Origin of the sequence: Coleofasciculus chthonoplastes PCC 7420 (assembly GCF_000155555.1) — a bacterium.
Taxonomy (GTDB): Bacteria; Cyanobacteriota; Cyanobacteriia; order Cyanobacteriales; family Coleofasciculaceae; genus Coleofasciculus; species Coleofasciculus chthonoplastes_A.
This window is the reverse complement of the sequence record NZ_DS989866.1, coordinates 76,020-101,825: the sequence shown is the minus strand read 5'-3', so window position 1 is coordinate 101,825 and position 25,806 is coordinate 76,020. Positions and strand designations below refer to the sequence as shown.

At 45.3% G+C, this 25,806-nt stretch carries 29 protein-coding genes and 3 pseudogenes; 20 read left to right on the top strand and 12 right to left on the bottom strand.

Annotated features, from left to right (window positions below):
• Positions 1-23 precede the first annotated feature (23 nt).
• Entirely contained in the window at positions 24-458 is a 435-nt protein-coding gene (locus MC7420_RS27995) for a Fur family transcriptional regulator (protein ID WP_006104678.1), read from the top strand.
• Between the two features lie 285 nt (positions 459-743).
• On the opposite strand, the gene MC7420_RS27990 is transcribed toward MC7420_RS27995, so the two are convergent.
• A complete protein-coding gene (locus tag MC7420_RS27990; RefSeq protein WP_006104699.1) occupies positions 744-2,333 on the bottom strand; it encodes a glycoside hydrolase family 57 protein in 1,590 nt (529 codons plus the stop codon).
• A gap of 237 nt (positions 2,334-2,570) precedes the next feature.
• Between MC7420_RS27990 and MC7420_RS27985 the strand changes: the two genes are divergently transcribed.
• The 4 genes from MC7420_RS27985 to MC7420_RS27970 all read left to right on the top strand — a co-directional run bounded on the left by MC7420_RS27985 (position 2,571) and on the right by MC7420_RS27970 (position 7,013).
• Entirely contained in the window at positions 2,571-3,761 is a 1,191-nt protein-coding gene (locus MC7420_RS27985) for a histidine kinase (RefSeq protein ID WP_006104795.1), read from the top strand.
• A 194-nt stretch (positions 3,762-3,955) separates the two neighbouring features.
• Entirely contained in the window at positions 3,956-5,536 is a 1,581-nt protein-coding gene (gene hisZ / locus MC7420_RS27980; RefSeq protein ID WP_232231803.1) for an ATP phosphoribosyltransferase regulatory subunit, read from the top strand.
• Between the two features lie 24 nt (positions 5,537-5,560).
• The gene (hisG, locus tag MC7420_RS27975; RefSeq protein WP_232231802.1) at positions 5,561-6,610 is read left to right on the top strand and encodes an ATP phosphoribosyltransferase; all 1,050 of its coding nucleotides are present in this window, start codon (positions 5,561-5,563) and stop codon (positions 6,608-6,610) included.
• Positions 6,611-6,746: 136 nt separating this feature from the next.
• The gene (locus MC7420_RS27970; protein WP_044210177.1) at positions 6,747-7,013 is read left to right on the top strand and encodes a ribbon-helix-helix domain-containing protein; all 267 of its coding nucleotides are present in this window, start codon (positions 6,747-6,749) and stop codon (positions 7,011-7,013) included.
• Positions 7,014-7,097: 84 nt separating this feature from the next.
• Here the strand turns inward: MC7420_RS27970 and MC7420_RS27965 are convergent, their stop codons facing one another.
• Complete coding sequence (locus tag MC7420_RS27965) at positions 7,098-8,174, bottom strand: DUF3474 domain-containing protein (protein ID WP_006104767.1); 1,077 nt, start codon at positions 8,172-8,174, stop codon at positions 7,098-7,100.
• Between the two features lie 636 nt (positions 8,175-8,810).
• Here MC7420_RS27965 and MC7420_RS43550 point away from each other — a divergent pair.
• The 6 genes from MC7420_RS43550 (at position 8,811) to MC7420_RS27940 (ending at position 11,524) form a co-directional block, all read left to right on the top strand.
• Complete coding sequence (locus MC7420_RS43550) at positions 8,811-8,933, top strand: hypothetical protein (protein ID WP_006104777.1); 123 nt, start codon at positions 8,811-8,813, stop codon at positions 8,931-8,933.
• Between the two features lie 67 nt (positions 8,934-9,000).
• Complete coding sequence (locus MC7420_RS27960; RefSeq protein WP_006104693.1) at positions 9,001-9,264, top strand: hypothetical protein; 264 nt, start codon at positions 9,001-9,003, stop codon at positions 9,262-9,264.
• A gap of 74 nt (positions 9,265-9,338) precedes the next feature.
• On the top strand, positions 9,339-9,605 hold the full coding sequence (locus tag MC7420_RS27955; protein WP_044210217.1) for a ribbon-helix-helix domain-containing protein: 267 nt from the start codon (positions 9,339-9,341) through the stop codon (positions 9,603-9,605).
• Positions 9,602-9,904: a type II toxin-antitoxin system RelE/ParE family toxin gene (locus tag MC7420_RS27950; protein ID WP_006104799.1), complete on the top strand. Its 303-nt coding sequence runs from the start codon at positions 9,602-9,604 to the stop codon at positions 9,902-9,904. Before MC7420_RS27955 ends, MC7420_RS27950 begins: the two co-directional genes overlap by 4 nt.
• A 92-nt stretch (positions 9,905-9,996) precedes the next feature.
• Entirely contained in the window at positions 9,997-10,650 is a 654-nt protein-coding gene (locus MC7420_RS27945; protein WP_006104669.1) for a glutathione S-transferase family protein, read from the top strand.
• A gap of 268 nt (positions 10,651-10,918) precedes the next feature.
• A complete protein-coding gene (locus MC7420_RS27940) occupies positions 10,919-11,524 on the top strand; it encodes a Uma2 family endonuclease (RefSeq protein WP_044210174.1) in 606 nt (201 codons plus the stop codon).
• 207 nt (positions 11,525-11,731) lie between these two features.
• Here the strand turns inward: MC7420_RS27940 and ilvA are convergent, their stop codons facing one another.
• Positions 11,732-13,243: a threonine ammonia-lyase, biosynthetic gene (gene ilvA / locus MC7420_RS27935; protein WP_006104709.1), complete on the bottom strand. Its 1,512-nt coding sequence runs from the start codon at positions 13,241-13,243 to the stop codon at positions 11,732-11,734.
• A 94-nt stretch (positions 13,244-13,337) separates the two neighbouring features.
• On the opposite strand from ilvA, the gene MC7420_RS27930 reads away from it, so the two are divergent.
• From MC7420_RS27930 to MC7420_RS37405, 5 genes and pseudogenes are all read left to right on the top strand, one after another.
• A complete protein-coding gene (locus tag MC7420_RS27930) occupies positions 13,338-13,673 on the top strand; it encodes a DUF5674 family protein (protein WP_044210172.1) in 336 nt (111 codons plus the stop codon).
• Positions 13,670-14,029 carry a hypothetical protein gene (locus tag MC7420_RS27925; RefSeq protein ID WP_006104700.1) on the top strand — a complete coding sequence of 120 codons (360 nt, stop codon included), beginning with the start codon at positions 13,670-13,672 and terminating at the stop codon, positions 14,027-14,029. Before MC7420_RS27930 ends, MC7420_RS27925 begins: the two co-directional genes overlap by 4 nt.
• A gap of 107 nt (positions 14,030-14,136) precedes the next feature.
• Positions 14,137-14,550, top strand: coding sequence for a hypothetical protein (locus tag MC7420_RS27920; RefSeq protein ID WP_052307564.1), 414 nt, complete (start codon positions 14,137-14,139; stop codon positions 14,548-14,550).
• A 352-nt stretch (positions 14,551-14,902) separates the two neighbouring features.
• The gene (locus MC7420_RS27915) at positions 14,903-15,622 is read left to right on the top strand and encodes a hypothetical protein (protein ID WP_006104759.1); all 720 of its coding nucleotides are present in this window, start codon (positions 14,903-14,905) and stop codon (positions 15,620-15,622) included.
• Positions 15,623-15,854: 232 nt separating this feature from the next.
• Positions 15,855-15,956 (top strand): annotated as a pseudogene (locus MC7420_RS37405) (addiction module protein); the annotation flags it as partial.
• Here the strand turns inward: MC7420_RS37405 and MC7420_RS27905 are convergent.
• The 8 genes and pseudogenes from MC7420_RS27905 to MC7420_RS27870 all read right to left on the bottom strand — a co-directional run bounded on the left by MC7420_RS27905 (position 15,956) and on the right by MC7420_RS27870 (position 21,347).
• Positions 15,956-16,180 carry a hypothetical protein gene (locus tag MC7420_RS27905; RefSeq protein WP_052307563.1) on the bottom strand — a complete coding sequence of 75 codons (225 nt, stop codon included), beginning with the start codon at positions 16,178-16,180 and terminating at the stop codon, positions 15,956-15,958. The pseudogene MC7420_RS37405 and the gene MC7420_RS27905 sit on opposite strands and share 1 nt — an antisense overlap.
• A gap of 48 nt (positions 16,181-16,228) precedes the next feature.
• Positions 16,229-16,618 (bottom strand): type II toxin-antitoxin system VapC family toxin, encoded by a 390-nt coding sequence (locus tag MC7420_RS27900; protein ID WP_006104721.1) that lies wholly within the window; start codon positions 16,616-16,618, stop codon positions 16,229-16,231.
• 11 nt (positions 16,619-16,629) lie between these two features.
• The gene (locus MC7420_RS42960) at positions 16,630-16,857 is read right to left on the bottom strand and encodes a hypothetical protein (protein ID WP_006104774.1); all 228 of its coding nucleotides are present in this window, start codon (positions 16,855-16,857) and stop codon (positions 16,630-16,632) included.
• 150 nt (positions 16,858-17,007) lie between these two features.
• Entirely contained in the window at positions 17,008-17,331 is a 324-nt protein-coding gene (locus MC7420_RS27890; RefSeq protein WP_157453360.1) for a hypothetical protein, read from the bottom strand.
• 88 nt (positions 17,332-17,419) lie between these two features.
• Complete coding sequence (proB, locus tag MC7420_RS27885) at positions 17,420-18,535, bottom strand: glutamate 5-kinase (protein ID WP_006104701.1); 1,116 nt, start codon at positions 18,533-18,535, stop codon at positions 17,420-17,422.
• A 302-nt stretch (positions 18,536-18,837) separates the two neighbouring features.
• On the bottom strand, positions 18,838-19,401 hold the full coding sequence (locus MC7420_RS27880) for a YqeG family HAD IIIA-type phosphatase (RefSeq protein ID WP_006104792.1): 564 nt from the start codon (positions 19,399-19,401) through the stop codon (positions 18,838-18,840).
• A 198-nt stretch (positions 19,402-19,599) separates the two neighbouring features.
• A pseudogene (gene mltG, locus MC7420_RS27875) lies at positions 19,600-20,691 on the bottom strand (endolytic transglycosylase MltG).
• A gap of 68 nt (positions 20,692-20,759) precedes the next feature.
• Positions 20,760-21,347: a DUF3727 domain-containing protein gene (locus tag MC7420_RS27870; RefSeq protein ID WP_006104710.1), complete on the bottom strand. Its 588-nt coding sequence runs from the start codon at positions 21,345-21,347 to the stop codon at positions 20,760-20,762.
• A 264-nt stretch (positions 21,348-21,611) separates the two neighbouring features.
• On the opposite strand from MC7420_RS27870, the gene MC7420_RS27865 reads away from it, so the two are divergent.
• Complete coding sequence (locus MC7420_RS27865; RefSeq protein ID WP_157453359.1) at positions 21,612-22,010, top strand: hypothetical protein; 399 nt, start codon at positions 21,612-21,614, stop codon at positions 22,008-22,010.
• A gap of 131 nt (positions 22,011-22,141) precedes the next feature.
• Entirely contained in the window at positions 22,142-23,338 is a 1,197-nt protein-coding gene (locus tag MC7420_RS27860) for a DNA cytosine methyltransferase (protein WP_006104741.1), read from the top strand.
• Here the strand turns inward: MC7420_RS27860 and MC7420_RS27855 are convergent.
• Positions 23,323-23,988, bottom strand: coding sequence for a hypothetical protein (locus MC7420_RS27855; protein WP_044210209.1), 666 nt, complete (start codon positions 23,986-23,988; stop codon positions 23,323-23,325). The genes MC7420_RS27860 and MC7420_RS27855 overlap by 16 nt on opposite strands.
• 133 nt (positions 23,989-24,121) lie before the next feature.
• Here MC7420_RS27855 and MC7420_RS27850 point away from each other — a divergent pair.
• Positions 24,122-24,316: pseudogene (locus MC7420_RS27850) on the top strand (hypothetical protein); the annotation flags it as partial.
• 24 nt (positions 24,317-24,340) lie between these two features.
• Positions 24,341-25,609, top strand: a complete 1,269-nt coding sequence (locus tag MC7420_RS27845; protein ID WP_006104754.1) for a molybdopterin molybdotransferase MoeA — start codon at positions 24,341-24,343, stop codon at positions 25,607-25,609.
• Positions 25,610-25,806 lie beyond the last annotated feature (197 nt).

Here is a 25,806-nt window from a genome sequence, read left to right as displayed (position 1 = left end):
TTCCTCGATTAACCCCTAAATCTATGAAAGCCCAACGCACCCGTTCTCAAGAACGAATTTTAAAGTTGCTCAAAACCTTAAATCGTGCTGTCTCTGCCCAGGATATTCATATCGAGTTACGCAAGCGGAAGCAAGGTATGGGTCTAGCCACAGTTTACCGCTCTCTCGATGCCTTGAAACTTGAAGGAGTGGTACAAATGCGGACTCTAGCGACTGGCGAATCCCTCTACAGTTTATTGCAGGATCAACACCATCTCACCTGTCTCAATTGCGGGCGATCAATTCCGATCGAGGAATGTCCTGTCCACAATTTAGAGACCCAGTTACAAGATAACCACCACTTTCAAATTTACTATCATACCCTAGAATTTTTTGGACTCTGTGAGGATTGCCAAATGGTTGAAGCTGATCAAAACCGTCGTTATAGTGCCAAGGGGATGCACAGGGGAGAGTTTTGAGTTTTGGCGCGAGGGCATAAGCGCGTGACCCTTCGCCACCCAAAATCCAAGGAAATCTGGTGGGTGTGTAGGGGCGGGTTTCACTATTATCGTTTATTCTCTCACCTAGATGCGACTAAACCCGCCCCGAAGTAGAGACGTATAGCAATAGACACATCGATTAGGACGTTCGGCATCATTTATGTAGAGACGCGCCATGGCGCGTCTCTACAATGGTGCGTCCTAACAGCCATGGCGGTTGCTATATCATGCTAAGTCTCTACTCCCTCCCCTTGTCCCCAATCTTTACAATGGACGATAAACCCGATAGTTAATTTTGGGGAAGATGTTATCGATTTCCTCGACTTTTTCTAACCAGCCGCTGTCGATTTTACCAATCTTGATATCCTCGTAAAGCTTATTAAACCGCATCAAGTGCGATCGCGTCCGCCGAACGGCATACGGTACCATGGTTCCCGTCCGCATAATAAACGCCCAGTCCGATGACTGCGCCAGGAGTACCTCTCGCGCCGCCTGGTTAAGTGCTTTCCATTCCAGTTCATCGGCGGGTTCGCGACGCCCTAACTCAATCATCCGTTCCGCTGCTTTGTGCAGGTGAGGATAAATCCAAGCATTGGTTTCATTCAGCCAATATTCATGAAATCCCTTATACCCCCAACTTGACTGAGAAGGCTTACAAACTTGCTGGGTGGGATTATCCTGCAAATAGTCCGCCAGGTGAGTCATGTCATAAGTTCCCTGGTCATACCAAGACTTGCGGAACAGATAATCGATAAACCACGGTCCCTCGTACCACCAATGACCAAACAGTTCCGCATCATAGGGGGACACCACAATCGGCGGACGCTGCATAATTCCAGCCAAATGACCCACCTGCTGTTCCCGGTTAAACATAAAGTTAGCTGCATGTTCAGCCACTTTTTCTCGCGCCCAATAGGGGTCATACAACGCCTTATCCCCTAATCCTAATCCGCGACCTGTGATCCGGTGATATTTAATTCCTGTATTTTTGCGCTGTCCATTGGGCATAATATAGGGCTTAATGTACTCGTATTCGGCTTCCCAGCCTAAATCCTTGTAAAATTCCCGATATTCCGGTGAACCCGGATACCCTACTTCCGAAGACCACACCTGCTGAGAGGACTCGTGATCTCGTCCAAATGCAGCTACCCCTGTCTCTGTATAAATTGGAGCATAAGTGCCAAACCGGGGACGGGGACGGGCATACAAGATCCCGTGACCATCGGTGAGGAAATAGCGCAAGCCCGCATCAGCGAGTAATCGTTCCACCCCTTCGTAATAGGCGCATTCGGGTAACCAAATCCCTTTCGGGGGACGCCCAAAGGTTTGTTCATAATGCTCACAAGCCACCTGAATTTGCGCCCAAACAGCTTGGGGGTACATCTTCATCAGCGGAAAATAGCCGTGAGTCGCGCCGCAAGTGATGATTTCTAGGTTATTGCTGTCGAGAAATTGTTTAAATGCCAACACTAGGTCACCGCCATAGTTATTCCAGGTTTGGCGAATCATGCTGAACTCGTTCACATAATGTTCAGCTAGGTAGCGGATATGACCATTGTGTTCGTTATGCTCGACTTCCTTTTGAACTAACTCTTCGAGTAGAGCTAGATGTTTGTCGTAGCGCTCTTGCAACAGAGGATCTTTTAGCATCGACACCAAAGGGGGTGTCATACTCATGGTGATTTTAAAGTCCACCCCATCCCGCTTTAACCCTTCAAAGACATGAAGGAGGGGGACATAAGTTTCGGTGATGGCTTCAAAAAGCCATTCTTCTTCCAGAACATAGTCACTTTCTGGATGCCGCACAAAAGGTAGATGGGCATGAAGGACGAGCGCAACGTAGCCGATAGCCATAGTGAATAGAAGTCGTGAATTGCTAGATAACGAAAAGTTTAGGATAGCCTGGGAGGTTTACAGTCATTTAAGATTTTAGGACGAAAAGGATAGATCAACCTCACAAACTATTCAGTTTTGCGGAAAATCTAAAATAGAGATTAAATTATAAGGAAGCAAAGACCCCCCAGCCCCTAGGCAGTCAAATCCAATGTTCTCCTACAATTGCCCCAGTTAAGAGTGCTAACACCCAATTTCATGCAGGTCGCTCATGAGAACTCTCCGGACGGGGAAGCCACCCTACAGCTTCTGCTGTTTGTCGATGAGCGCCCCAGTTCCCGGAAACATATCCATCACATCCGCAACTATCTGGAGTCCTTGAAACAGGACTATCCGTTTGAACTGATGATTGTGAAGGTGGGAGAACAGCCCTATTTAGCCGAACATTTTAAAATTGTAGCCACTCCAGCCCTGCTAAAGATTCATCCCCAACCCCGACAAACCCTAGCGGGAACGAATTTAGTAGGACAGTTGAAGAACTGTTGGTCACGCTGGCAACGCTGTCTCGAAGACTATAAAGCCGAGTTAACCCAGCAGATGATCTCATCCGCTAAGGAGGATATCTCCAGTGAGAATGGCTCATCTGCCAAACCTTCCATGGCATCTTCCGTCGAAGTGATTCAACTCACGGACGAAATTTTTCGCCTCAACCAAGAAAACGCAACACTGCGGGAAAATATCCATTTTAAAGACCAAATTTTGTCCATGTTAGCCCATGACATCCGCAACCCTTTAACCGCCGCATCTATTGCCTTAGATACCCTGGAATTAGGTCAAAACAACCCGAATCAATCTCCTCGCCCTGAACTAACCCCCCGGCTAAAAGCCCGGTTATTGGAACAAGCGCGTATCCAACTCCGTACCATTGATCGCATGATTACGGAAATCCTGCAAGCCGCCAAAGGCAGCAACGCCGACTTTTATGTTAAACCCCGCAAACTGGCTTTAGGACCCTTGTGTCAAGATATTCTCAATCAAATGCAGGAGTCGTTCCAACTCAAATCCCAGATTGTGGAAACAGATATTCCCCAGGATTTACCCCTTGTCCATGCCGATAGTGAGTTGGTGCGTCAAGTCATCGTCAATCTGCTAGACAATGCCAACAAATACACCCCAAAAGGGGGTAAAATTCAGGTTTCGATGCTGCACCGCACCACCCAAAAAGTTCAAGTCTCGGTCTATGATACAGGTCCGGGTATCCCGGAAGAAAATCGCGATCGCATTTTTGAGAATCATTTCCGACTCAAACGCGATCAAGGCAAGGACGGGTACGGGATTGGTTTATCCTTGTGCCAACGCATAATCCGCGCCCATTATGGTCGCATCTGGGTCGATTCCTCGCCCAAAGGTGGTGGCTGTTTCCACTTTACCCTACCCATTTATCGGTAAACGTCAAAGCGATGTAGAGACGTTCCGATGAAATATCTTTTGTAGGGGCGGGTTTTACCGTTAACCTTTGGTGTTACCCTGATATAACTAAACCCGCCCCGACCTAACCGTTCAATTATCACAAATGACGAATGACGAATGACGAATGACATAGAGCAAATGACGAATGACGAATGACATAGAGCAAATGACAAATGACCAAAATGCGAACAACCAAAATTGAACGAGTGCGGGGCGTCAACGATGTCTTGCCCGATGATTACGCCATCACTAAACAACTTGAAAATACCCTGCGTCAATGCTTCCAATCCTTCGGCTATCGTCCAATTGACGTGCCATTGATTGAATATACAGAACTGTATTTAAGGAAATCCGGTGAAGAAATCGCCCCCCGTCTCTATGACTTCATCTACCGCAACCGCCGCCTTTGCTTGCGCCCCGAATTTACCGCCTCGGTTGTCCGCGCTTATGTAGACAACCTGCAAGGCGTTCCCCAACCCATTCGCCTCTACTATGCGGGTTCCGCCTTCCGCTACGAACGCCCCCAGAAGGAACGCTACCGCCAGTTTAACCAGATGGGGATTGAACTGATTGGCGCGACAGGGGCGATGGCAGATGCCGAAATTATCGCGATCGCATCTCAAGGGTTAAATCGTTTAGGATTAAGCGGGTATCGCATCGTCTTGGGTCATATTGGTGTCATCTCTAAATTTTTGGATAACCTCCAGCTCGAAAGTCGCCTGCGTAGCTTCTTGCTAACCAATATGGAAATTTTACGCAAGGACGGCAAATCAGCCGTCGAACAGCGCTTGTGTGATATCTATCCCGCCTTTGCCCTCTATACCTCTAACCCCCAACTGAGTCCAGAACAGACAAACCCAGAAACAGTCCACAGCCAACGGTTGAGTCAACTCTTTCAGGGAATGGCAGAATCCGACGCCCAAACTACGATTCTGGATCTCCTAGACAGCATGAACATTGAATTGGCGGGTAATCGCGACGCCCAGGAAATTGTTGATCGCCTGCTGACCAAAATAAAACGCCAAGATCAAACTGAGAGAGTCAGTAAAGCGCTAGAGTTTATGAGTCAACTGGGACAACTGGTAGGAGAACCCACGGAAGTCTTAAAAGAAGCCCAAACACTCCTCTGTTCCCATGGCATTGATGATGCTGGACTTGAACAACTGCGTGAGATTATTAAGACATTAGAATTCTACAATCTAGATTCTAGTCAAATTAGCCTGGATTTAGGACTTAGCCGAGGATTGCAATACTATACAGGCATGATTTTTGAAATTTATCATGGCGCAGGCAAACAGGAGCGACAAATCTGCGGCGGTGGTCGATATGATGATTTAGTGGGAACCTTCGGCGGACGCCAAGATACCCCAGCTACCGGCTTTTCCTACGGGATGGAACGGCTAAGATTAGCCCTAGAAGCCGAGGGCAAAGTTTGGCAAGTACAGCGACAGATGGATGCTTTAGTTGTTCCTGTCAGTCAAGATGATGCAGGTTATGCCATTGGCGTTGCCCAACAGTTACGACAGATTGGATTGGCAGTAGCCATGGATCTTAGAGGCAAAAGTGTTTCCAGTAACTTTCAATACGCCAACAAACAAGGCATTCCCTACACCATTCTCGTGGGTTCAGAGGAACGACAAGCGTCAAATGTTGTACTCAAGCAGATGGATTCCGGAGAACAGCAGCAGCTAACCGTAAGCGACGCCGCCAAGCATATTCACGATGGATTAAAACGAATGACCAATGACCAATGACAAATAACAAATGACCAATGACGAATGACCAATGACAAATCACCAATGACAAATCACCAATCACCCGTTCGCCTCGCTCTCCCCAGTAAAGGAGCGCTGGAACGCTCGACAAGCAGCCTCCTGTCAGCCTGTGGGATGAGCGTCTTTAGACCCAGCGATCGCCAATATTTCGGCTCGATTCCCTCACTCCCTCAAATTAATGTACTTTTCCAACGGGCGGCTGATATTTTCACCAAAGTTGAAGAAGGTAGCGTTGACCTAGGAATTACAGGCTATGATGTCGTCTGTGAAGAAGGCGTGGGTCATGATAATGTCGTGGTTATTCATGACCGTTTGGGTTACGGTAAATGCGAACTGGTATTAGCTGTTCCCGAAAGTTGGGTAGATGTCTCCTCGATTGAAGATTTAGCCGAACTTACCCTTCTATTTAAAGAAAAAGGAAAAAACCTCAGAATTGCTACAAAATATCCCAATCTAACCAGAGATTGGTTATACGAAAAGCTAATTGTAAACTTTTCCCTCGTTTCCGTCCAAGGCGCCATGGAAGCCGCACCCAGTATGGGTTATGCCGACATGATTGCTGATGTCACCAGTACGGGAACCACCCTCCGAGAAAACCGCTTGAAGCGGATTACTGGTGGGACACTTTTGAAGTCCCAAGCCTGTCTAATTGGCAATAAACGCCTCCTCCAAGACGATCCCACGAAACTGGATACAACTAAAACGATCTTGGAATTAATTGAGGCAAATCTGAATGCCAAAAAATATGTCTCAATCACAGCAAATGTTCGCGGCAAATCAGCCGATGAAGTTGGCAACTATTTGGTCAATCATAGCGAATTGAGCGGTTTAACTGGTTTGAGAGGACCGACAATTGCCAAAGTTTATTCTAAGGAAGACAAAGATTGGTATGCCGTAACGATTGTGGTTGAGCAAAATATGTTATTAGCGGCGGTTAATCATCTGAGAAAAGCGGGGGGAAGTGATATGACGATTACATCACCGGATTACGTATTTGGTTCTCAGTCTCAGAATTATCAGGTATTCTTGGAACGGTTAAAGGAAGATTCATAAACAGAGATATCCAATGAATACGACATTGTAAAGACGTTGCATACAATCATGTAGGAATGTCGCTAGATAGCTAACTTGCTATGACATCTGGCGAGTGAGATTGCTAGAATTAGAGCAAACTTTCTGACTGAGTATGATGAGTATTACTCTAACAAAGACCCAAGAGCAATTTATTCAAACCAAATTGCGAACAGGCAAATATCGCTCGGCTGAAGAAGTTCTCGAAATTGCCTTGCAGTTGTTGGATGAATATGAGCGTGCTGACAGCGAGTGGAACAACTCTGTACGGGCAAAAATCGATGCTGCTATTGCTGTCTCCGAACAGACTCCACCCATTGATGGCGAACCCTTTATCGCAGAGATTTTGGATCGCTTCCAGCAAGCACGCGAGACTCAAACATGACTCCGGAAAATAAGCATAATAGCCATAGAGACATTCCTGGGAATGTCTCTACAGTTCTAATGTAGTAAATCCGCGTTCTATACTTTAGTTTGATCGCGGATGTTTGGGAGATTCATAGTAAACGGGAGATCCTTGATCCTTCACGAAATGACAAGCCCAGTAAGAACGCATAAAACTCTTCCAAATCGGCTCATTGGAACAGCGATAATACTCGCCTAACACGGGTTTAAGTGCCTCAGTTGCCGTCTTCAAGTGATAGTGGGGCATATTCAAGAAAATATGATGCGCCACATGAGTCCCGATATCATGATGAATGGGATTAATAAAGCCATAATCCCGATCAATCGTTGATAATGCCCCTTTCAGGAAATACCAATCATCTCCCCGATACCAGGGAATATCTGGTTCAGTATGATGCAGGAATGTGACCAAATCTAGCCACATGACAAATACAACATAAGGAACCAGGTAATACTTCACCAGAAATAGCCAACCGAACTGAAACGTCAGTCCCCCTAAAAAGGCAACCATTAACACCCAGAGAACGGAACTGGTGACAATATCCCATTTTTCCGAGGGACGAAATAATGGACTATTGGGCAGAAAATGGGAACCCTCGCGATTAGGCGATCGCTTAAATAGATAGAGGGGATAAGCTAGCAATGGTAAATTATAGCGAAATAGCTTTTCATACCACCGCATCTGCTTATACTTAGTCTGAGATACCGGATACCAACTTTCATCGGTTTCCAGGCTACCCGTATTGGCATGATGAGTTCTGTGACTGATGCGCCACCCGTGGAAGGGAACCAGGATGGGAGTGTGAGACAGATGTCCAATCAGGTTATTCAGCCATTTAATCTTAGAGAAAGAGCCATGACCGCAGTCATGACCCACCACAAACAACGCCCAAAACATAGTTCCTTGCAGTACCCAAAAGATGGGGAAAAATAACCAGGAATCCAGTTTATAGGCGATGGCATAAAATCCAGCGATTATGCCAATGTCTAGAAAGAAATAACTGAGAGACTTCCAAACAGAAGGTTCAAAACAGTAGGCGGGAATTGCCGCTTTTAAGTCTTGGAGAGTAAAGGGTAACTCTTCTTTAGGAGTGGATGAGGCTGTAATCGTTGCCTGCTTGAGAACTGTGTTTGATTGCACGAAACTTCTAATTTAATTGAAAAACCTACATTTAATCAACTACCTGCCACACACAATATGCCAGGTAAAGCGGGTAAATATAGGCTTGAATTACACAAGCTTGATTGTAACCTTTTATGACCTTAGTTGTTCAAATAAATCTAAAATTAGCGGATCAGTTGTTTGTCAGTCAATAACTACGCGATCGCTTCGCGGCTCATCCCATTAGCACCAAAATAGCGTTTATGCCAGATGTTGCTTTTGATCCCCATAGCGATATCCTATAGTATCAGTCAGTGGAAAACGGAGTTGACATAATACTATAAATATGTATTCAGTAGTCAATCAGACGTAGCTCTAATACTATAACTAGATGTGTTGGTTTAAGCAACCTCAACCCAACCTACAATAATAAACGTGCGATCGCGTTCATCTTCATCCAGTGAAGCCGATCTAGCTTCTCACTACGAAAAAACTGATAGCACCCTTTTTCTAGCCATTTCAGTCAAATCGTTTTCGGTATCAATGATTACCTCAACGCACCATCATTCTGGGGATTACCAAGGATTAGCCCACCTTGTATGAAGCTGGAAACGGTTCTCCCGTACTTCGGGTGATAATCAAGTCTTATGAATTAAGCTAAAGTCCCACGGTGTAATGCTTGTAGATTGGGTTGACGCGCCGAAACCCAACATCTTATATGGCGATAACCTACAGTATACAGAAGGGATTGCCATTCCTTCATGCTTGTGCGATCGCGCCCAACCAGATCCAAATTAATTCTCATACTTTTTGAATATCCGTCGTAAAATAGGAGACAAACTCGATGACGAAAAAGTAGAAGGCTATGCCACAAACAATCTTGAATCAAATCCTCAATCAGTTAGAGATGCTTGAGTCAGAGGAACTACAGCAACTTAATCTGGCTATCCAAAAACATCTTACTGACAAAGAAGTAGCTGCTCAACGTACAAAATTTCACCAAGCGCTGTTAACCTCTGGTTTAGTTAAACAAGTTAAACACGCTTCTGATAATCAGCAACCTGAACGGCGTCTGATTCAGGTGCAGGGTAAACCTATTTCTGAGACAATCATTGAGGAACGCCGCTAGATGGCTACCTCTATATGAATGACATCTGACAAGTGAGATTGCTAGAATTAGAGCAAACTTTCTGGCTGACTACGATGAGTATTAGTCTAACAAAGACCCAAGAGCAATTTATTCAAACCAAATTGCGAACAGGCAAATATCGCTCGGCTGAAGAAGTCCTCGAAATCGCCTTGCAGTTGTTAGATGAATATGAGCGTGCTGACAACGAGTGGCTCAACTCTGTACGGTCAAAAATAGATGCTGCTATTGCTGTCTCCGAACAGACTCCACCCATTGATGGCGAACCCTTTATCGCAGAGATTTTGGATCGCTTCCAGCAAGCACGCGAGACTCAAACATGAAACGCTATCTTATCAACGTTCTCGCCAGCCAAGACCTCAACGAAATTGCCGATTACTTTACTGCTAATAATATCGAAGCCGGTGAGCGCTTTTTTCAAAATTTTGCGCGTCGCTGCCAACAATTAGTCAATTTCCCTAAGTTAGGTATAAATTATACAGAAATACGTCCTGATTTGCGAGGTATACCTCTGGATGGCTATATCATCTTCTACAGAATTTTAGATGATGGAATTGAGATTATTCGGGTAGTGAGCGGTCGCCGAAATCTGCCATCTTTATTTGAAGAACAAGAACCATGACTCCGGAAAATAAACCTAATAGTCATATTGAAGCTCTGTTAAATCCCATAATTCTAGGGTAGGATTGTTTAAAATTCAAACAATTCCCTCTAATGCTAAAGTTCTACTATAATCAAATTTCTGTTAATGCTCGCCGAGTTTGGGTGACATTACTGGAAAAACAAATTCCCTTTGAGCCAATTTTGGTAAATCTAGATGGAGATCACCTGAGTGATGATTTTACCGCCATTAACCCGCTTCAGCGAATTCCTGTCGTCATCGATAACGGATTTCGGATCGTTGAGTCGTTAGCCATTTTGGACTATTTAGAGGCAAAGTATCCAACGCCATCATTGATGCCTAATGAAATTAACGCGATCGCAACGGTTCGCATGGTAGAAATGATAGCCATTAATGAACTTCAACCGCTGATGATTCCGTTAACGAAACAATTAGTTGGACTAGAAGTTAAGCCTGATAAAATTGACAATGCTCGGCAACGCATAACGACGATTATCAAATTTTATGAAAATCTTTTAGCTGGACAGTCTTACTTTGTGAACAATCAAATTACTCTAGCGGATATCGTAGCTGGAACACTGGTTCCCTCCTTGCCTCAATTTGCTTTATCTCTAGACAATTACCCATCCCTAAAAACATGGTCACAGCAGCTTGAGCAGAGAGAAAGTTGGCAACAGACATCTGTGAAACCTGAAATGGTTGCAGCTGCTATTCCAAATATGCGAGCAATTTTAGAGAAGCGATGATTCAGAGTATCTAGACATCCGCCCGGAACCCGGAGTTCAAACTCCGGGCTAAAAGCTAAAGTCCATTAAAATGGACTAAAACTCTTATCCAGTCAGCTTTAGCTGAATGCAAGCTTTGAGCCAGGAATTTGAATCCCTGGCTAATTGTTGCTACTGGTGCAAGATGTGAATAAAAAAGGTGAATTTAGATATGAGACAATCATAGAGATGAGGCTTCCAGTTCTACAAGCTAGAATAAACAATAAAACTGCCTCTCCTGAAAAACGCCATGACTTACACCCCCTCTAAACTTATAACATTCGATCAATTTATAGCAGAATACGGAGATAATCCCAGGTACGAACTTATTGATGGAGAACTACGAGACATGGAACCAACAGGTTCTCATGAAGAAGTTGCTTGGACTATTGCGGGTAGAATCTATGCCGAAATTATTGGTAATCAGTTAAACTGGCTAATTCCCAAAAGTTGTTTAATTAAACCACTCGCGGCTGAAGCGACAGCACTACGCCCTGATGTCATTGTTTTAGACAAAGCCGAACTCAGCAACGAACCGCTTTGGCAAAAAGAGCCAATTATTTGTAATGGCAAAACCATCAAACTTGTTGCCGAAGTTGTTAGCACCAACTGGCAAGATGACTATGCCAGAAAAGTCGAAGAGTATGCGGTTCTAGGCATTCCCGAATTCTGGATTGTAGACTTTCGCGGCTTAGGCGGTTGGCAATTCATTGGCAACCCTAAACAACCCACTTTTACAGTATGCCAACTCATGAGGGGGGCGTATCAGCAGCAAAAATATCGCTTGGGAGATACAATTACATCTTACCTCCTGCCCAACTTACAACTCAAACTCGACGATGTGATGCCCAATTAATTATTTATGGTAATCAGTATAATCACCTATCCCTGTAGGTTGGGTTTCGACTTCGCTCAACCCCACATCTCTAGTCATATAGCACTACGCACTAAGGTTAGGACAAATGAAGAAAAATTCAAATCGCTCAATTCCTTGTAAGGTAAGCTTTTGTCTTCACTATTGCAAGAAAGCCTATTGCCTATTCCCTGGCGCGTAGCGCTATAACTATCCCAAAAACAGCTTATACGCCGGATTCTGGTTTTCATCCCAATAGCGATAACCCAAGGTATCCAGAAACCCTTGCCATTCCTCCATCTCGTGCGGCGGAACCTGCATTCCCACGACAATGCGCCCATAATCTGCCCCATTATTCCGGTAGTGAAATAGGCTAATATTCCAATTAGGACTCATAGAACCGACAAACTTCATTAAAGCACCCGGACGTTCAGGAAACTCGAAGCGGTAAAGTAATTCATGATCCGCTAAGGGAGAATGTCCACCTACCATGTGCCGCAGGTGCATTTTCGTCAGTTCATCATCGGTTAAATCTACGGTTTTGAATCCACACCCTTCAAACGCTTCTATCATCTTAGCGGCGTCGCTGCGGTTGGCAATTTGGACACCGACAAAAATATGTGCCTCATTTTCAGCAGAAATGCGATAATTAAACTCAGTTAGATTTCGTTTACCCAAACATTCACAAAACTGACGCAAACTACCCGGTTTTTCGGGAATTGTCACAGCAAAAATAGCTTCGCGACGTTCGCCAAATTCAGCCCGTTCTGCCACAAAGCGGAGACGGTCAAAGTTCATATTAGCACCGCAGGCAACAGCAACTAAGGTTTGTCCCTGAATTTGCTCGCGTTCAACATAAGTTTTAGCGGCTGCGATCGCTAATGCTCCAGCAGGTTCTAAAATAGAGCGTGTATCCTCGAAGACATCTTTAATTGCAGCGCAGGTGGCATCGGTATCCACCAGAATAATCTCATCCACATATTCGGAGCACAGGCGAAAGGTTTCTTCCCCCACTTCTCGCACCGCTACCCCATCAGCAAATAAGCCCACCTGGGGTAATCGCACCCGTTTCCCAGCTTTTAGGGATTGATACATAGCATCCGCATCTACAGGTTCAACGCCAATTATTTTAATTTGGGGATACAACCGTTTCACATACGCCCCAATCCCAGAAATTAATCCACCGCCACCAATGGCGACAAAAATAGCATGGATAGGTTGCTGATATTGGCGGAGAATTTCCATGCCAATCGTACCTTGTCCGGCAATCACATCCGGATCATCAAAGGGATGAATAAAGGTTAACCCTTTTTCGGCTTCCAGTTTCCGGGCAAAGGCGTAGGCTTCATCGTAGGTTTCTCCCTGCAAAACCACCTCTCCCCCACGGGCTTTAACCGCATTGACTTTAACTTGGGGCGTGGTGACGGGCATCACAATAATCGCTTGGGTGCCTAGCTGACGCGCAGCCAGGGCGACGCCTTGGGCATGATTTCCCGCTGATGCTGCAATCACGCCCTGTGCCAGCATATCAGGGGGGAGTTGTACCATTTTGTTATATGCCCCGCGCAGTTTAAAGGAAAAGACGGATTGCATATCCTCCCGTTTGAGTAGGAGTTGGTTATTCAGGCGGGCGGATAGATTCGGGGCGTATTCTAGCGGGGTTTCTTGGGCAACATCGTAGACGCGGGCGGTGAGGATTTGTACTAGGTAGTCACAAAGCATGGGTAAACAGGGTGGCAGATGCAGGATGTAACGAAAATTGTACTTTACTAATTCCCTGATAAACTATGGATCTGCTTACTCAGAAGGATTTTGCATGATTCACATCATCCGTACTCGTGCCACGAAAGCGCAAATCGATGAAATGCTTGAAACCCTGAGTGTTTACATTAAGTTGGCAGTAGATATTCGGCGTGCTATTCTCGCTGGTGGTGGAGAGTTCCATGCAGATTGCGAAACAGCATTGCTTGAAGATGGCAGTCAGCAGGCAGATATCTGGGGAGCCGATTGGTATCCAGATACCCAAACTGTGACATACGAATCCCTGATCAACATCCGTCCGAGGCAAAATAATCGTTCAATGGAAATTCTCAATCCTGAAATTCGGGAACAGGTTGCCCAAATTATTCAAAACTTATTAGGAGGGGTATGAAAGACTGGAATGCTTTACGCGAACGGTATCTAAAAGATGATTTGTCAGCTCGTTTAGGTGGGTTAGCTGCTAACTTAGCTCGAATCAAATCTCTTGTTCAGCGTGGAGCTAGTAGTAACACTGTCGAATATCTGATGAGAGAAAGCAAGTTCTTCATCGAGTGGACAGCAATGGATGCTGGAATAGAAAAGGCTGCGGATTTAGTTGAGTTACAAGTACAACTGGCTCGTTGGCAATTCGGCTGGTCAAATATTTGGGCAGATGATGGACAACGGATGAACGTTGCCGAACAAGCTAAAATTTGGTCAGATCGTGTGTTAGAAATGTCTGGTTTGCTGTCTGAGCCGATTACATAAGCAAGTTGAAGTAGTTATAGGAATTAGTGTCCGTAGGAATTAAGATTGAGCGGCTTAATCAGTACCGTGAATTCGGTAGACTAAGAAACCAAATTATTCACTTTTCAATGACGAACGCGAAGGCGCTGGATATGCTAACGCTGAGTTATTCTCTTGAAGTGTTAGATCCATTGGTAGAAAGCTTCTGGGAAAGATCTGTTATTGATTTCATAAAAAATGATCCCCATCCCAGGTACGCCGAGATATTTCACTTGGGAATATTTGAAGACTTAATCAAACAGAGAGGTTTTCCTATAGATCAACGGTTAAGGCAACTATTGGGAGAGGCTAGTAGAGAAGCCTGGGAACGTATGCAGGCACACTATGAAGAAGACCGTAGATTTCATGAGTCTAAAACCGATAAGGATTTGGAAGCTGAATACCAAGCCGGGTCTGAGTCACAGGCTGATGATGCGGATGACAAGTATACAGAACTAGCAGAAGAACAGACTAACTGGGAAGCTTTCCTCGACTCTTTCTAGCTAACTCTACTAGTGGTTCATGTCATTAGTTCTGATGGGTTAATTAAGACTCAAAACACCTTACTTGGGTCTTCCATTTGGCAGGCGCGAAGGGTTTCTTCAGAGATACAGCAGTTTGCTCTGCTATGCGGTACATTGTCGATCCCCCTAAATCCCCCTTAAAAAGGGGGACTTTGAGCTACTGTACTTTATTACAGTAAGGACACTCATAGACCGCAATAGGGCGGTGTGAATTCGGTTTTTTTGTACATTAGACTGCTAAGTAGCGGGTGAATAAATAGTTCTGTCGCTGCGCTCGGTTCTCCGGGTGCCGCGCATTAAAGTTGCTACTGCAACAAAAAGAGGCAAGATTATGACTAATAATGACATCTACAACAATAGACCAACAGAGCCTTTTGAAGCTGTCGAAGAACTTGTCAAGGAACTTGGTTTACCAGAGGGCTTCTACGCAGAACTTTTGGGTGAAGATGATTGGTCATTCATTATTAAGCTCCATGCATTGATGGAGGCGGCTGTCACTGGTCTAATTGTAGCGGCTCTGGGTCAAAAGGAGCTTCATAACCTCATTTCAAGGCTTGAACTGAGCAACAAGACCACTGGCAAAATGGCTTTTGTAAAAGCATTATCACTGCTTGAGGATGATTATAGGAGATTCATTGTCACTCTCTCGCAAATCAGAAATGAGTTTGTTCACGACGTTTCCAATGTTGGGATGAGCCTAAAGGAATACATTGCTCAGTCTAACAAGTTGGATAGCGTTACGAAGGCTTTCTGCTTTGGTAAAGACAAGGTGGAATTTGATAAGCGCAAATTGGATAATAAAGAGTACATGAGGGAAGACCCTAAGGAAGTAATTTGGACAACAGCAGCAGTGTGTTTAGGAGTCATCTACGTTAAGAAACTCAATAAGACAGATATATGGAAGTTGAAAGAAACGCGACAGCGTATGTATGGTCGGCTGGAAGGAGTTATGCGACTAGTTGGCATCGAAACAGATGCCGAAACATTCATAGCCCAACATAAAGAAGCAAACACTGCTGAAACTGACAAAGGCGAATCCGAACAGAGCTAATAACCGCGACAGCCATAGGTTGGGTTGACTAAGGAAACCCAACATCTCATTATTCACTAGCAACACCACCATCCGCATACAGTAGAGATGATCGGGTAAAACAACGATCGCCTTTACCAGTACCCAAAGAGCGATCTGCTTTGCAGCAGCGCTTGCGCTATCGCATCATGGGCAAAACCCTGTCCGCTATATTTGAGGTATACCGCCGACTCTTCCATTTAAGTTGCTCAGCATGGACATCACAGCTACGTTGAATGAAATAGCAGCCCTCAGCATTGAAGATAGAATTCGTCTTGTGCAAGCAATCTGGGACAGTATTGCAGCCGAGCAAGCTTAGATGAAAGCTATTGTCAAGCAGATTGCACTTCCTCGTAAAGGTCGAACAGCAGGAATGAACGCTCGCTTTTTGGCTTCCACCAATACTCCCAGCAAGCCAGTAATCCGGATGCCCAGACGGTTCGCTTCTGTTCTACCACGACGCTCATCAATGAGTAACAAGTCAGCATTGATTTCCAGTGCTAAAGCGATCGCTTCAGATTCACCTGGATCGAGTTGCACTGTATGAAAGCAATTGCTCAACCATTGCGCGATCGCTCTTTTGATCAGCTATCGTAAAAACTGAGCCATTTGATAAGCCATAACTGCTGCATCAGCCGTCACGATTGTCAAGTTGTGCTGTAAAGCTTGACAGATCAGTAATCGGTCAAATGGATCGCGGTGTAGTGAGGGTAAGTTGATTAACTGAACCACACTTGCCTCATCAACAGCAAGGCTATCAATCTGGTGTCGTTCGCGTTGCTTGGGCAAATAAATTTCAGGAGACTCTGGGAGTAAGAGTTTGCCGAGTTGATACTTGATGATACACTCCCATAACGAGACAACACTCAGATAAACATCATTGTCAGGATTTTGAATGGTATCACGAAAGGTTGCTGATAGCTGATGACTACCGCTGATGAACCAGAGGAAAATGTGAGTATCTAACAATAATTTCATTTGTTGAACAATTAGCCTTCAAAATCACGAATAATCTCATCAGGCAATGGATCGTTAAATTCTGGGGGGACTGTAAACTCTCCTGCACAAAGGGCAAATGGACGGAGTTGTTTTTGCTTGTCAGGAAATATGGGCTGACTTTTACGAGATTTAGTAAACAACAAAAAATCTAAAACTTCCTCAACTAAAAAATCTGGAGCTTGAGCAATTTCCTGAATGAGTTGTTCTCTTGCAGACATTTTCACATTTCTCCGGGTTGGGGCAGTTTGTTTATTAACGACCCAATTAGGCAATCAATATAATTTTATCCCACATTTCACACGTCTAGGGACACAATTAAAGTTAACGGTTGAGATTAGAGAACAGGGACTATCTGGTTCGCGATCGCGCTATGGAGTTGAGGCTTGGCTTGGTTGGAGTAAACTTGAGCGCTCAAGTAATGACACTAGGCTTTCACTCATTCCTGAACAATCACAGCTTTTAGAAATGACGTTGCCGTTGTTTAGGCGTATGGCTCTGAAATTTGAGGGGATGGTGAGTTCTATGCCAAACCTATCGAGTTCTAAGTTTCTGGTTGTCTGTGCTGCTGGAATTGAACCCGGATCATCGCAATATTGGTCAGGCTGGGCAATCCCTGGCTCCACTCCAGCCAGAAAAGAGAGTGATGCTCCAGCTAAGGCAACTATTAATTGAGTATTAAATAGTCGGTTCATAGCTAATTTGTCCCAATTCAACAGGTATAAAAGGTATAAAAGGGTGATTAGTGGGGTGAGCATCGAACTCATTTTATAATCGGTGATCTCAGACATTACTCAAAACCAGGTTATCTCGATGCACAACTGTTTCCGCCCCACCATAGCCCAAAATTTCGGGAATGTCGGCTGATTTATGTCCCCGAATTTTCTGTAATTCCAAACTGCTGTAGTTGACCAATCCTCTAGCCATTTCTACGCCATGACTATCACAGAGTTGTACTGCATCTGAGGCGTGAAAATTCCCCTCAATCGCAGTAATTCCAGCGGCTAATAAAGACTTACCCCCTTGACAAATTGCCTTCACTGCACCCTGATCTAAATACAACTTACCCGCCGGAACTAAACTGTGAGCAATCCAACGCTTACGGGCGTTTTCGGTTCGCGGTTGGGGGGCAAATTGCGTTCCTAATGGTTCTCCCTGTAAGATTTTTTCGATCGCTTCGGGGTGTCGTCCTTGAGTAATCACGGTTCTGACTCCCGCACTCGTGGCAATTCTAGCGGCGGTAATTTTGGTTACCATTCCCCCTGTTCCCCACTGAGAACCTGCGTTCCCAGTTTGTATCTGAAGTTCGGCTAACTCTTCCATCCGGTTAACCAGGGTAATCGGTTCAGCATCAGGAACTTGACGCGGATCAGCCGAATAGAGTCGATCAACATCGGTTAATAAGAATAACCAATCGGCTTCGATTAAACTCGCCACCATTGCAGAAAGGGTATCGTTATCGCCAAACTTGAGTTCCTCGACAGCGACGGTATCATTTTCATTCACTACGGGAATGACACCAAGCTGCAATAGTTCTCGAAATGTCGCGTAAGCATTAACATAGCAACTGCGCTGTACCAAGTCTTGGCGGCTTAACAAAATTTGCGCGATCGCTTGCTCAAGACTGGAAAATAAATCATCATAGACTCGCATTAACCGTCCCTGACCTACAGCCGCCACAGCTTGCTTGAGGGCGAGGGTTTGAGGACGAGTCTTTAATCCCAATCGTCCACACCCAACTCCCACGGCGCCAGAGGTGACTAAGACTACACCATAGCCAGAAGAACGCAACCGAGTCAGCGTTTCCACTAGCATCGCAATCGTTGACAGCGCTAACTGACCCGTTTCTGGATGAGTTAAACTCGATGTACCCACTTTGACAACAATTGTTTTAGTCATTCGTCATTCGTCATTCGTCATTCGTCATACTCGCTTTAGCGAGAAGCAAGCTATAGCAACCGCCATGGCTGTTAGGACACATCATTTATGTATGTAGAGACGCGCCATGGCGCGTCTCTACAATGGTGCTCCCCCTCTCAACACAATAGAGCGCTACGTCCTCAACTAAGGGATATAGCGCTCGCGATGGAATTATAACAGGTGTTTTATTATGGTTAGGGTCTTTATAGCGGCTGACCCCATTTGAACTATTATCATAATCTCATGATTTTCTGATTGCCTGCTTTTTCATAATCTTTTCTTTATATTTCAGTTTGTCTTGATTTATCATCTTTTGTAAACTTATGTTGCTTGCTGGGCAGTGATACGCCAAGAATTTGAGTGATCCAGACTTCAAAATCGCGAATGGGAGAAGAATAGGCAGTCTGAGTGGGATCTATCATTGGTTCGACGAGAATGGTAAACATACCGAGTCGGTTTCCAGCTAAGACATCTGTAAACAAGCGATCGCCTACCATAGCGATTTGTTCGACTGGCAAATTCATGGCGGCGGCGGCTTGTTTTAATTTGCGTCGGGATGGTTTAACCGCACCGTGGAGATAAGGCAGATTCAGGGAGTTAGCAATCCCACCAATGCGCGTCTCACTCAGATTATTACTCACTAGCCACAGAGACGCTACTGATCGAATATCTTCAACCCACGCCCTAAGTTCGTCTGAGGCTTGGGAGGCTTTCAGAGGAACCAAGGTTTCGTCTACATCCAGCACTAATCCTTTAAGTTGATAGTGTTGCAGGATATCTCGGGTTAACCCCACAATTGGAGCCTCCAGAACTAAGTCAGGTTCCAAGTTTGATACCCAAGCCATCTTTTCTAAGTTTGATACCCAAGACATAAGCCGTGATTTGTCCTCAGCCAATAACTTTATTCCCACCGAATGGTTGTAGCAGCGCTCCTGCTTCATCTAGCGTAGCAGTCTTCGCGATCGCAGCCTAGAACTAAAGTTCTGGCTTAAAGCTCAAACCCGTTAAAACGGGTTCAAAAATTTACCCAGTAAGCTCTATTCTTAAGGTTGTTGAATTTGCTGTGCTTCCCGTTGGTTGCGAATGGCGTCTCTTGCCGCTTCATGGGCTTCTAATGTTTTACTAAATAAATGAGTGCCATCATAGCGGGCAACAAAAAAGAGATAGTCTGTTTGTTCAGGATTAAGTGTGGCTTTTAAACTGTCTACTCGGGGACTGCCAATGGGGGTAGGCGGTAATCCGGGATTGAGATAGGTATTATAAGGAGAGGGTGTTCCCACTTGGGCATAAGTTAGGGGCTGATCTGCCGTTTGGCGAAAGCCTAATCCATATTCAACCGTAGGATCAGATTCCAGTTTCATTCCTCGGCGGAGACGGGCGGTAAATACCCCCGCAATCAGGGGGCGTTCCTCTGCCACCACTGCCTCTTTTTCTACGATACTGGCTAACGTTACCCACTCATGTAAACTGAGTTGGGTTTGCTGTTGTCCCTGTTGATACACCGGTAAAGCCACCTGCTCAAATTGTTTGAGCATTTGGTTAATAATTTGTTGGGGCGTGACGCGATCGCTCGGTAGTTGATAGGTGTCAGGATATAAGTAGCCCTCTAGGTGCGGTAAGTTACTGGGTAACCAGGGAAACTGATCGTCAGGAATCTGACTCGCCGCCGCCAGAAAGTCTTGGGCTTTAAAATATCCCAGGGATTCAAAATAGGTTGCCATTTGCTGGAGGGACCATCCTTCGGGAATCGTGAACGAGAGTTGCATCACTTCACCCGTCCAAATTTTTTGGGCAACGTCGGGTAAGGGTTGACTGGGGGATAGTTTATAGGTTCCAGCTTTAAATCCACCCTCTGGATCTTGCAGTTTTAACCAATAACCCCAGAGTCTCCACGCATTAGCTGAACGAATTAAACCCGCTTCTTATAAATCAAAACCGATTTGTTGGGCGGCTGTTCCGGTGGGAATCTGGATTTGTAAGGTATTGGTTGATGCGTCTAAGGATTGATCGACAGGGGGAGACTGTACCCAACTCCACCATGCCCACCCCTGCCATAAACCGATTACCATGGTTACCGGGAGTAAGGCAAGATAATAAGACCATTTAGAGAATTGTTGAATCGTTTTATTTGTCATTTGTCATTTATCATTCGTCATTTGTCATACTCGCTTGCGCGAGAAGCAAGCTACGTCATTCGTCATTTTTAATCTAAATCTTCAAATAATAACTCTTCTAGCAGCGGTTGGACTTTTTGAAATTCTTCGGGGGATAAGAGTTCTAATTGACCGTTAGGGTTATGCTTGGCGAAAAAGAGTAGGGGATCAAGGGGCGTGTAAATTCCGTACTCTTGTTCTTCATGGTAAAAATTAGCCAACAATTGCAATTGTTCGGGTTCGAGTTCCACATCTTCTTCGGCGAGTTCAATACTGAGAATCTCCTCCTCATCCGCTGGCGGAAGTTCACCCGCGACGGTTAGGGTAAATGCGGTGCGTTTCAGGATGAGATTTTGTTCAGCGAGAACCGCTTGGGCATCGGAGAAGATTTCATCGATTTCTGTCTCGTCTTCTACGAGGGTAGCATCCGCGAGATCGTCAGCCTGATCATCCTCATCCCAGGCGACTATTTCGACGGGGGAATCGATAGGGAGGAGGAGTAAATAGTCGATTCCTTCCACATTAAGAGAATGCTCGATTGAACAACTGAGCGATCGCCCCGCCTCATCGGTGAGCGTCACATTACTACTACTGTGACCAGATTGTCCATTTTCTTGGGGAAAGTCAGATGAAAACATGCCGTTTTTGTCAAGGCTCATGGAATATCAAAAACTTGCCGTACTCTGGGGATCAGGTGGCAAAGTCTTAGAATATCACGGCGCATGAACTCAAAATCAGGAATTATAGCGCTACGCGCCAGGCAATAGGCAATAGGCAATAGGCAAATGGTATAAAATATAACCTCGTTTTTGTCAACGACCTAAAGGTACTCGAAAAGCATTACCTAATTTGGTAGAGTGGCGGCTGATGCTTTTGAACATGCCCAGGCTGAGGAGTTAGGAATGAATCAGACACTCAAAAATCGGGGGCAATTGCACGATCAGGCATCACCAACTGAGACTCAGAACTTGGCTGTGATCCACTCGTTCCTGAACCAATGGGACGTTGATGCTGATTTGGTATCGGAGTTTTGTCAAGGTTTAGAATGGTATCAATTTGAACTCGGTGATGATCTATTGAGCGATCGCGCCTCCAGCCAATCCCAGAATTCGGGTCAATCTCAACTGAATCCGAATGACCTTTACTTCGTTTGTCAAGGTCGGGTGCGGCTACTGGGTTACAATCCCAGCCAAAAACGTCATGTATCGGCGGGGGTACTCGAATCCGGTGAGAGTTTTGGCGCTGACTCTGTGATTGGCGATCGCACTTTACCCTACCAAGCCCGCGAGAGCCAGCCCTAACTCGGGCAAATTTTGCCAATCATTAAGTTTTATCACAAAAGACACTAGATATATCCCCTTACATTATGGGCAATTAACAGGACTTGATATAAACTTCTGGGAGCTGAAACCTTTGATCTGGAGACCCATTTATGGCAGCATCATCTTGGCATCAAGGCTGGGACATCACTGACGAAGAACGAGAGGTTTACAGGAAACGTTCTCAGGCGTCGAGTCGAGCCAAAGCCAAAGCTGTCCGGGGTGAGGGACGAAGACCGATTCATCCGATTAATGTACCTTGGCTCAATCCGGACGACCTGATGCCACAATTAGCCAGTAACGGCTGGCGATCGCTCTCTTTGTTCAGTGGTGGTGGCGGTTTAGACCTAGGCTTTGATCGCGCTGGATTTACCCATGTTGCCTCTTACGATATCTTACCTGAATCTGGTATTACCTTGAGGAACGTTCGACCAGAGTGGACTGTGTTTGGGGGGGAACAAGGAGATGTTACCCAGGTAGACTGGCGAGAGTATCGGGGTTTAGTTGACATAATCCATGGCGGTCCACCCTGTCAACCGTTTTCTGTCGCTGGTCGTCAGCAAGGAAAAGAAGACAGCCGGGATATGTTTCCAGAATTCATCCGGGCTGTATTAGAAATTGAGCCAATTGCTTTCGTGGCGGAAAATGTTACAGCATTGGTGGGCAAAAAATTCAGCTCATATCTTAAAGAGGTTGTTGAACATCCCCTGCGTCAGAACTATACGCTGATTCAAGTGATCCTCTCAGCGCCATCCTTCGGAATTCCTCAAATGAGAAAGCGTGTATTTTTTGTGGGATTTCGTCAGGAAAAAATGGCGTCAAATTACCAATCCCCTCTCCCCACCCACAGTTGGCATCATTTGCCTACTGATAAAGTTAAACCTCATGTTCAGCTAGATCTATTTTCGCTCCTCGACCCGTCTGAAACGTTACAACCTTGTATGGGCGTGCGTGAAGCCTTAGGACTACCTGATATAGGATTTGATACGTTATCTCCTACCATTCGCAGTTCTCTCACCGGTCCACGTCATACCACATCAGTATTAAGTAGTGTTTCCGCGCAAAAGATTTGGGAAAAACTACAAATTTGGCCCAATGGAGTCGCTTTAAATCGAGAACAAGCACGTTTATTTGTACCCGATAATGGTCACTTTCGTTTATCTGTACCTGACTGTGCCATTTTGCAAGGCTTTCCTGAATCCTGGTCATTTGATGGTGCTGTTTATAAAGCCCTAGGTCAAATTGGCAATGCTGTTCCCCCACCAATGGCATATAGAGTGGCTGTATCTATTGCTCAAGCTTTATCATGAAGCGCTTCCGCTACCAATTCTCGCAAACGTTGAGCATGATTTTCGGTAATCCGCTCCCAACCTTGAAAATAAGACGCCGGAATGTGAGGATTATTTAAGGTCGAACCTCTCTCGATTAAATACCGACATCTATCCTTTAAGATAGAAAGCATTCGTTCAGGTGAATAGCCCTGAAATAAATCCATCTGGTGACGATACTGCTGGATTGTGTACTGTTTCTTTTGTAAACGACGAGCGTCTTCTAGTGTATAAATCTGTTTTTGACCCAGAATTTCGTAAAGCACATTAAGGGTCAGCAATTCAGGTGCAAGCTGAGCGAGTTTGTAGTCAGCTAATATGTAAGCTTCTTTTTCGCTAATCCATTTTTCCATGGCTTGAGGAGAACCGTAAAGGCAATAGTTTAATGCTGTACCATTCTTATTGTAGAAACCAAATAACCAGTGTTTATCTTGCCACTTTTGAATATGAGTTAACCCAAAATCACGAACAGTTGTTACAGAAGAACTTGTCGTTGATTTTAATTCAAAGGGGATATAGCGTTCATTGAAATAAAGAACAGCATCTGTACCGCTGCGAGTTGCTTTGGCAGGTTTCTGGAGTTGAAATAGAGTGATCAGTTCGTTTTCTCGACGATCATCTTGAACCGTCATTTGAAAAATTACCTTGGTTGAGAACATAGCAAACGCCCGGATTATATGATGTCCGGAAAATCACCCTTAATAAAAAAGCCCGAAACTCTTGCGGTTACAGCATTGCTATTATGGGCAATTTACCGGACTTGATATGATTCACCTAGCCACCCATGGCATACTCGATGAAATCTGGGGATTAGGAAGTGCGATCGCATTAGCTCCTTCTAATAACGATAACGGTTTACTTACGGCAGATGAAATCCTCACAGCCATGCTGACGACCATGGCAAAACATCCTCATCCTAGAGACTGGGCAGCCTTTACACTCATAGGAGAAGCTAAATAACGCATTATTCCTAATTCTTGCCCCATGCTACCCGTTAACCAAGCCGAATCCATTATCTTAGATCTCGTCCACCCCTTAGACTCCCAGTTAGACAGCGAAATTATTGACCTATCCACCGCCACAGGTCGAATTCTGGCTACTCCTGTAACCAGCCAATTGGATTTTCCCCACTGGGATAATTCTGCCATGGATGGTTACGCAGTACGCTATACGGATGTGCAGTCGGCGAGTGAACTGCAACCAATCAGTTTAAACATAGTTGAAGAGATTCCCGCCGGCTATCAACCGCAAAAAACCATTGCAGCCGGACAAGCGGCGCGTATCTTCACAGGTGGATGTATGCCCCAGGGTGCTGATACGGTGGTAATGCAGGAACATACACAGCACCGGGATAACCAGGTTTTAATCTTACAAGCACCGAAACCGCAAGGCTTTGTGCGTCATCAGGCATCATTTTACCGTGCTGGAGACCCTCTCTTAGAATCAGGAATTCAACTGGGTGCGCCAGAAATTGCTGTCCTCGCCGCCGCCCAATGTACGGAACTCACCGTCTATCGCCGTCCCAAAGTCGCGATTCTCTCCACCGGAAATGAACTGGTTACGCCGTACCAACCCTTGCAACCGGGTCAAATTGTCGATTCTAACCAATACGCTTTAACCGCTTGGGTGACTCTCTGTGGCGGAATTCCTAAGGTACAAGGGATTGTCCGCGATAAACCGGACGCCCTGAAGCAAGCTATTGCCCAAGCTATTCTAGCCGCCGATATTGTTCTGTCTACAGGTGGCGTCTCTGTGGGGGATTATGACTATGTAGATGAAATTTTAGCCCAACTGGATGCGGAGATTCACATCCGTTCGGTTGCGGTTAAACCTGGTAAACCCTTAACCGTGGCGACGTTTCCGCCTCCGAGTCAGAGGAATAAAAAAGGCTCATCGCATCCAGTCTTATATTTTGGTCTACCCGGAAATCCAGTATCCGCGTTAGTCAGTTGTTGGCGATTTGTGCAACCTGTGATGAAAAAGCTTTCTGGTTTACCAATGCAACGATGGAAGCCCAGGTTTATCCACGCCACCTCTCGTAGCGAACTCAAATCTGATGGGCGTCGAGAATCCTATTTGTGGGGTCAGCTTCAATTAGTTGAGGGGAAATACGAATTCAAGTTGGCGGGTGGTAGTCACAGTTCGGGGAATTTAATTAACTTAGCCCAAACTACGGGTCTTGCGGTCGTACCCGTTGGTCAAACTTTGATTCCAGCCGGAGAAACGGTGCAAGTTTTGTCGGTAAGCTTGTAAGAATCCTTTAAGATGGGGCGGTTGTAGACGCGGAGCGGCTTCCCGCAGGGTAACCGCAGCTATACAAACAAAACCCGCCTGCGCGGGTTTAATGAACGCAAATTTACTCTCTCTGTTCTATCTTCTGCCTTATTTATAAATTATGAATGTCAAGATATCGCCAGTAACAAGCATCATTAATTGTATTTGGGTAGGGT

Coding starts and splice junctions, on each gene's coding strand:
- MC7420_RS27995 (WP_006104678.1), top strand. CDS start 24: ATGAAAGCCCAACGCACCCGTTCTCAAGAACGAATTTTAAAGTTGCTC.
- MC7420_RS27990 (WP_006104699.1), bottom strand. CDS start 2,333: ATGGCTATCGGCTACGTTGCGCTCGTCCTTCATGCCCATCTACCTTTT.
- MC7420_RS27985 (WP_006104795.1), top strand. CDS start 2,571: ATGCAGGTCGCTCATGAGAACTCTCCGGACGGGGAAGCCACCCTACAG.
- hisZ (WP_232231803.1), top strand. CDS start 3,956: ATGACCAAAATGCGAACAACCAAAATTGAACGAGTGCGGGGCGTCAAC.
- hisG (WP_232231802.1), top strand. CDS start 5,561: ATGACCAATGACAAATCACCAATGACAAATCACCAATCACCCGTTCGC.
- MC7420_RS27970 (WP_044210177.1), top strand. CDS start 6,747: ATGAGTATTACTCTAACAAAGACCCAAGAGCAATTTATTCAAACCAAA.
- MC7420_RS43550 (WP_006104777.1), top strand. CDS start 8,811: ATGCTTGTAGATTGGGTTGACGCGCCGAAACCCAACATCTTATATGGC.
- MC7420_RS27960 (WP_006104693.1), top strand. CDS start 9,001: ATGCCACAAACAATCTTGAATCAAATCCTCAATCAGTTAGAGATGCTT.
- MC7420_RS27955 (WP_044210217.1), top strand. CDS start 9,339: ATGAGTATTAGTCTAACAAAGACCCAAGAGCAATTTATTCAAACCAAA.
- MC7420_RS27950 (WP_006104799.1), top strand. CDS start 9,602: ATGAAACGCTATCTTATCAACGTTCTCGCCAGCCAAGACCTCAACGAA.
- MC7420_RS27945 (WP_006104669.1), top strand. CDS start 9,997: ATGCTAAAGTTCTACTATAATCAAATTTCTGTTAATGCTCGCCGAGTT.
- MC7420_RS27940 (WP_044210174.1), top strand. CDS start 10,919: ATGACTTACACCCCCTCTAAACTTATAACATTCGATCAATTTATAGCA.
- ilvA (WP_006104709.1), bottom strand. CDS start 13,243: ATGCTTTGTGACTACCTAGTACAAATCCTCACCGCCCGCGTCTACGAT.
- MC7420_RS27930 (WP_044210172.1), top strand. CDS start 13,338: ATGATTCACATCATCCGTACTCGTGCCACGAAAGCGCAAATCGATGAA.
- MC7420_RS27925 (WP_006104700.1), top strand. CDS start 13,670: ATGAAAGACTGGAATGCTTTACGCGAACGGTATCTAAAAGATGATTTG.
- MC7420_RS27920 (WP_052307564.1), top strand. CDS start 14,137: ATGACGAACGCGAAGGCGCTGGATATGCTAACGCTGAGTTATTCTCTT.
- MC7420_RS27915 (WP_006104759.1), top strand. CDS start 14,903: ATGACTAATAATGACATCTACAACAATAGACCAACAGAGCCTTTTGAA.
- MC7420_RS27900 (WP_006104721.1), bottom strand. CDS start 16,618: ATGAAATTATTGTTAGATACTCACATTTTCCTCTGGTTCATCAGCGGT.
- MC7420_RS42960 (WP_006104774.1), bottom strand. CDS start 16,857: ATGTCTGCAAGAGAACAACTCATTCAGGAAATTGCTCAAGCTCCAGAT.
- MC7420_RS27890 (WP_157453360.1), bottom strand. CDS start 17,331: ATGAACCGACTATTTAATACTCAATTAATAGTTGCCTTAGCTGGAGCA.
- proB (WP_006104701.1), bottom strand. CDS start 18,535: ATGACTAAAACAATTGTTGTCAAAGTGGGTACATCGAGTTTAACTCAT.
- MC7420_RS27880 (WP_006104792.1), bottom strand. CDS start 19,401: ATGGCTTGGGTATCAAACTTGGAACCTGACTTAGTTCTGGAGGCTCCA.
- MC7420_RS27870 (WP_006104710.1), bottom strand. CDS start 21,347: ATGTTTTCATCTGACTTTCCCCAAGAAAATGGACAATCTGGTCACAGT.
- MC7420_RS27865 (WP_157453359.1), top strand. CDS start 21,612: ATGAATCAGACACTCAAAAATCGGGGGCAATTGCACGATCAGGCATCA.
- MC7420_RS27860 (WP_006104741.1), top strand. CDS start 22,142: ATGGCAGCATCATCTTGGCATCAAGGCTGGGACATCACTGACGAAGAA.
- MC7420_RS27855 (WP_044210209.1), bottom strand. CDS start 23,988: ATGACGGTTCAAGATGATCGTCGAGAAAACGAACTGATCACTCTATTT.
- MC7420_RS27845 (WP_006104754.1), top strand. CDS start 24,341: ATGCTACCCGTTAACCAAGCCGAATCCATTATCTTAGATCTCGTCCAC.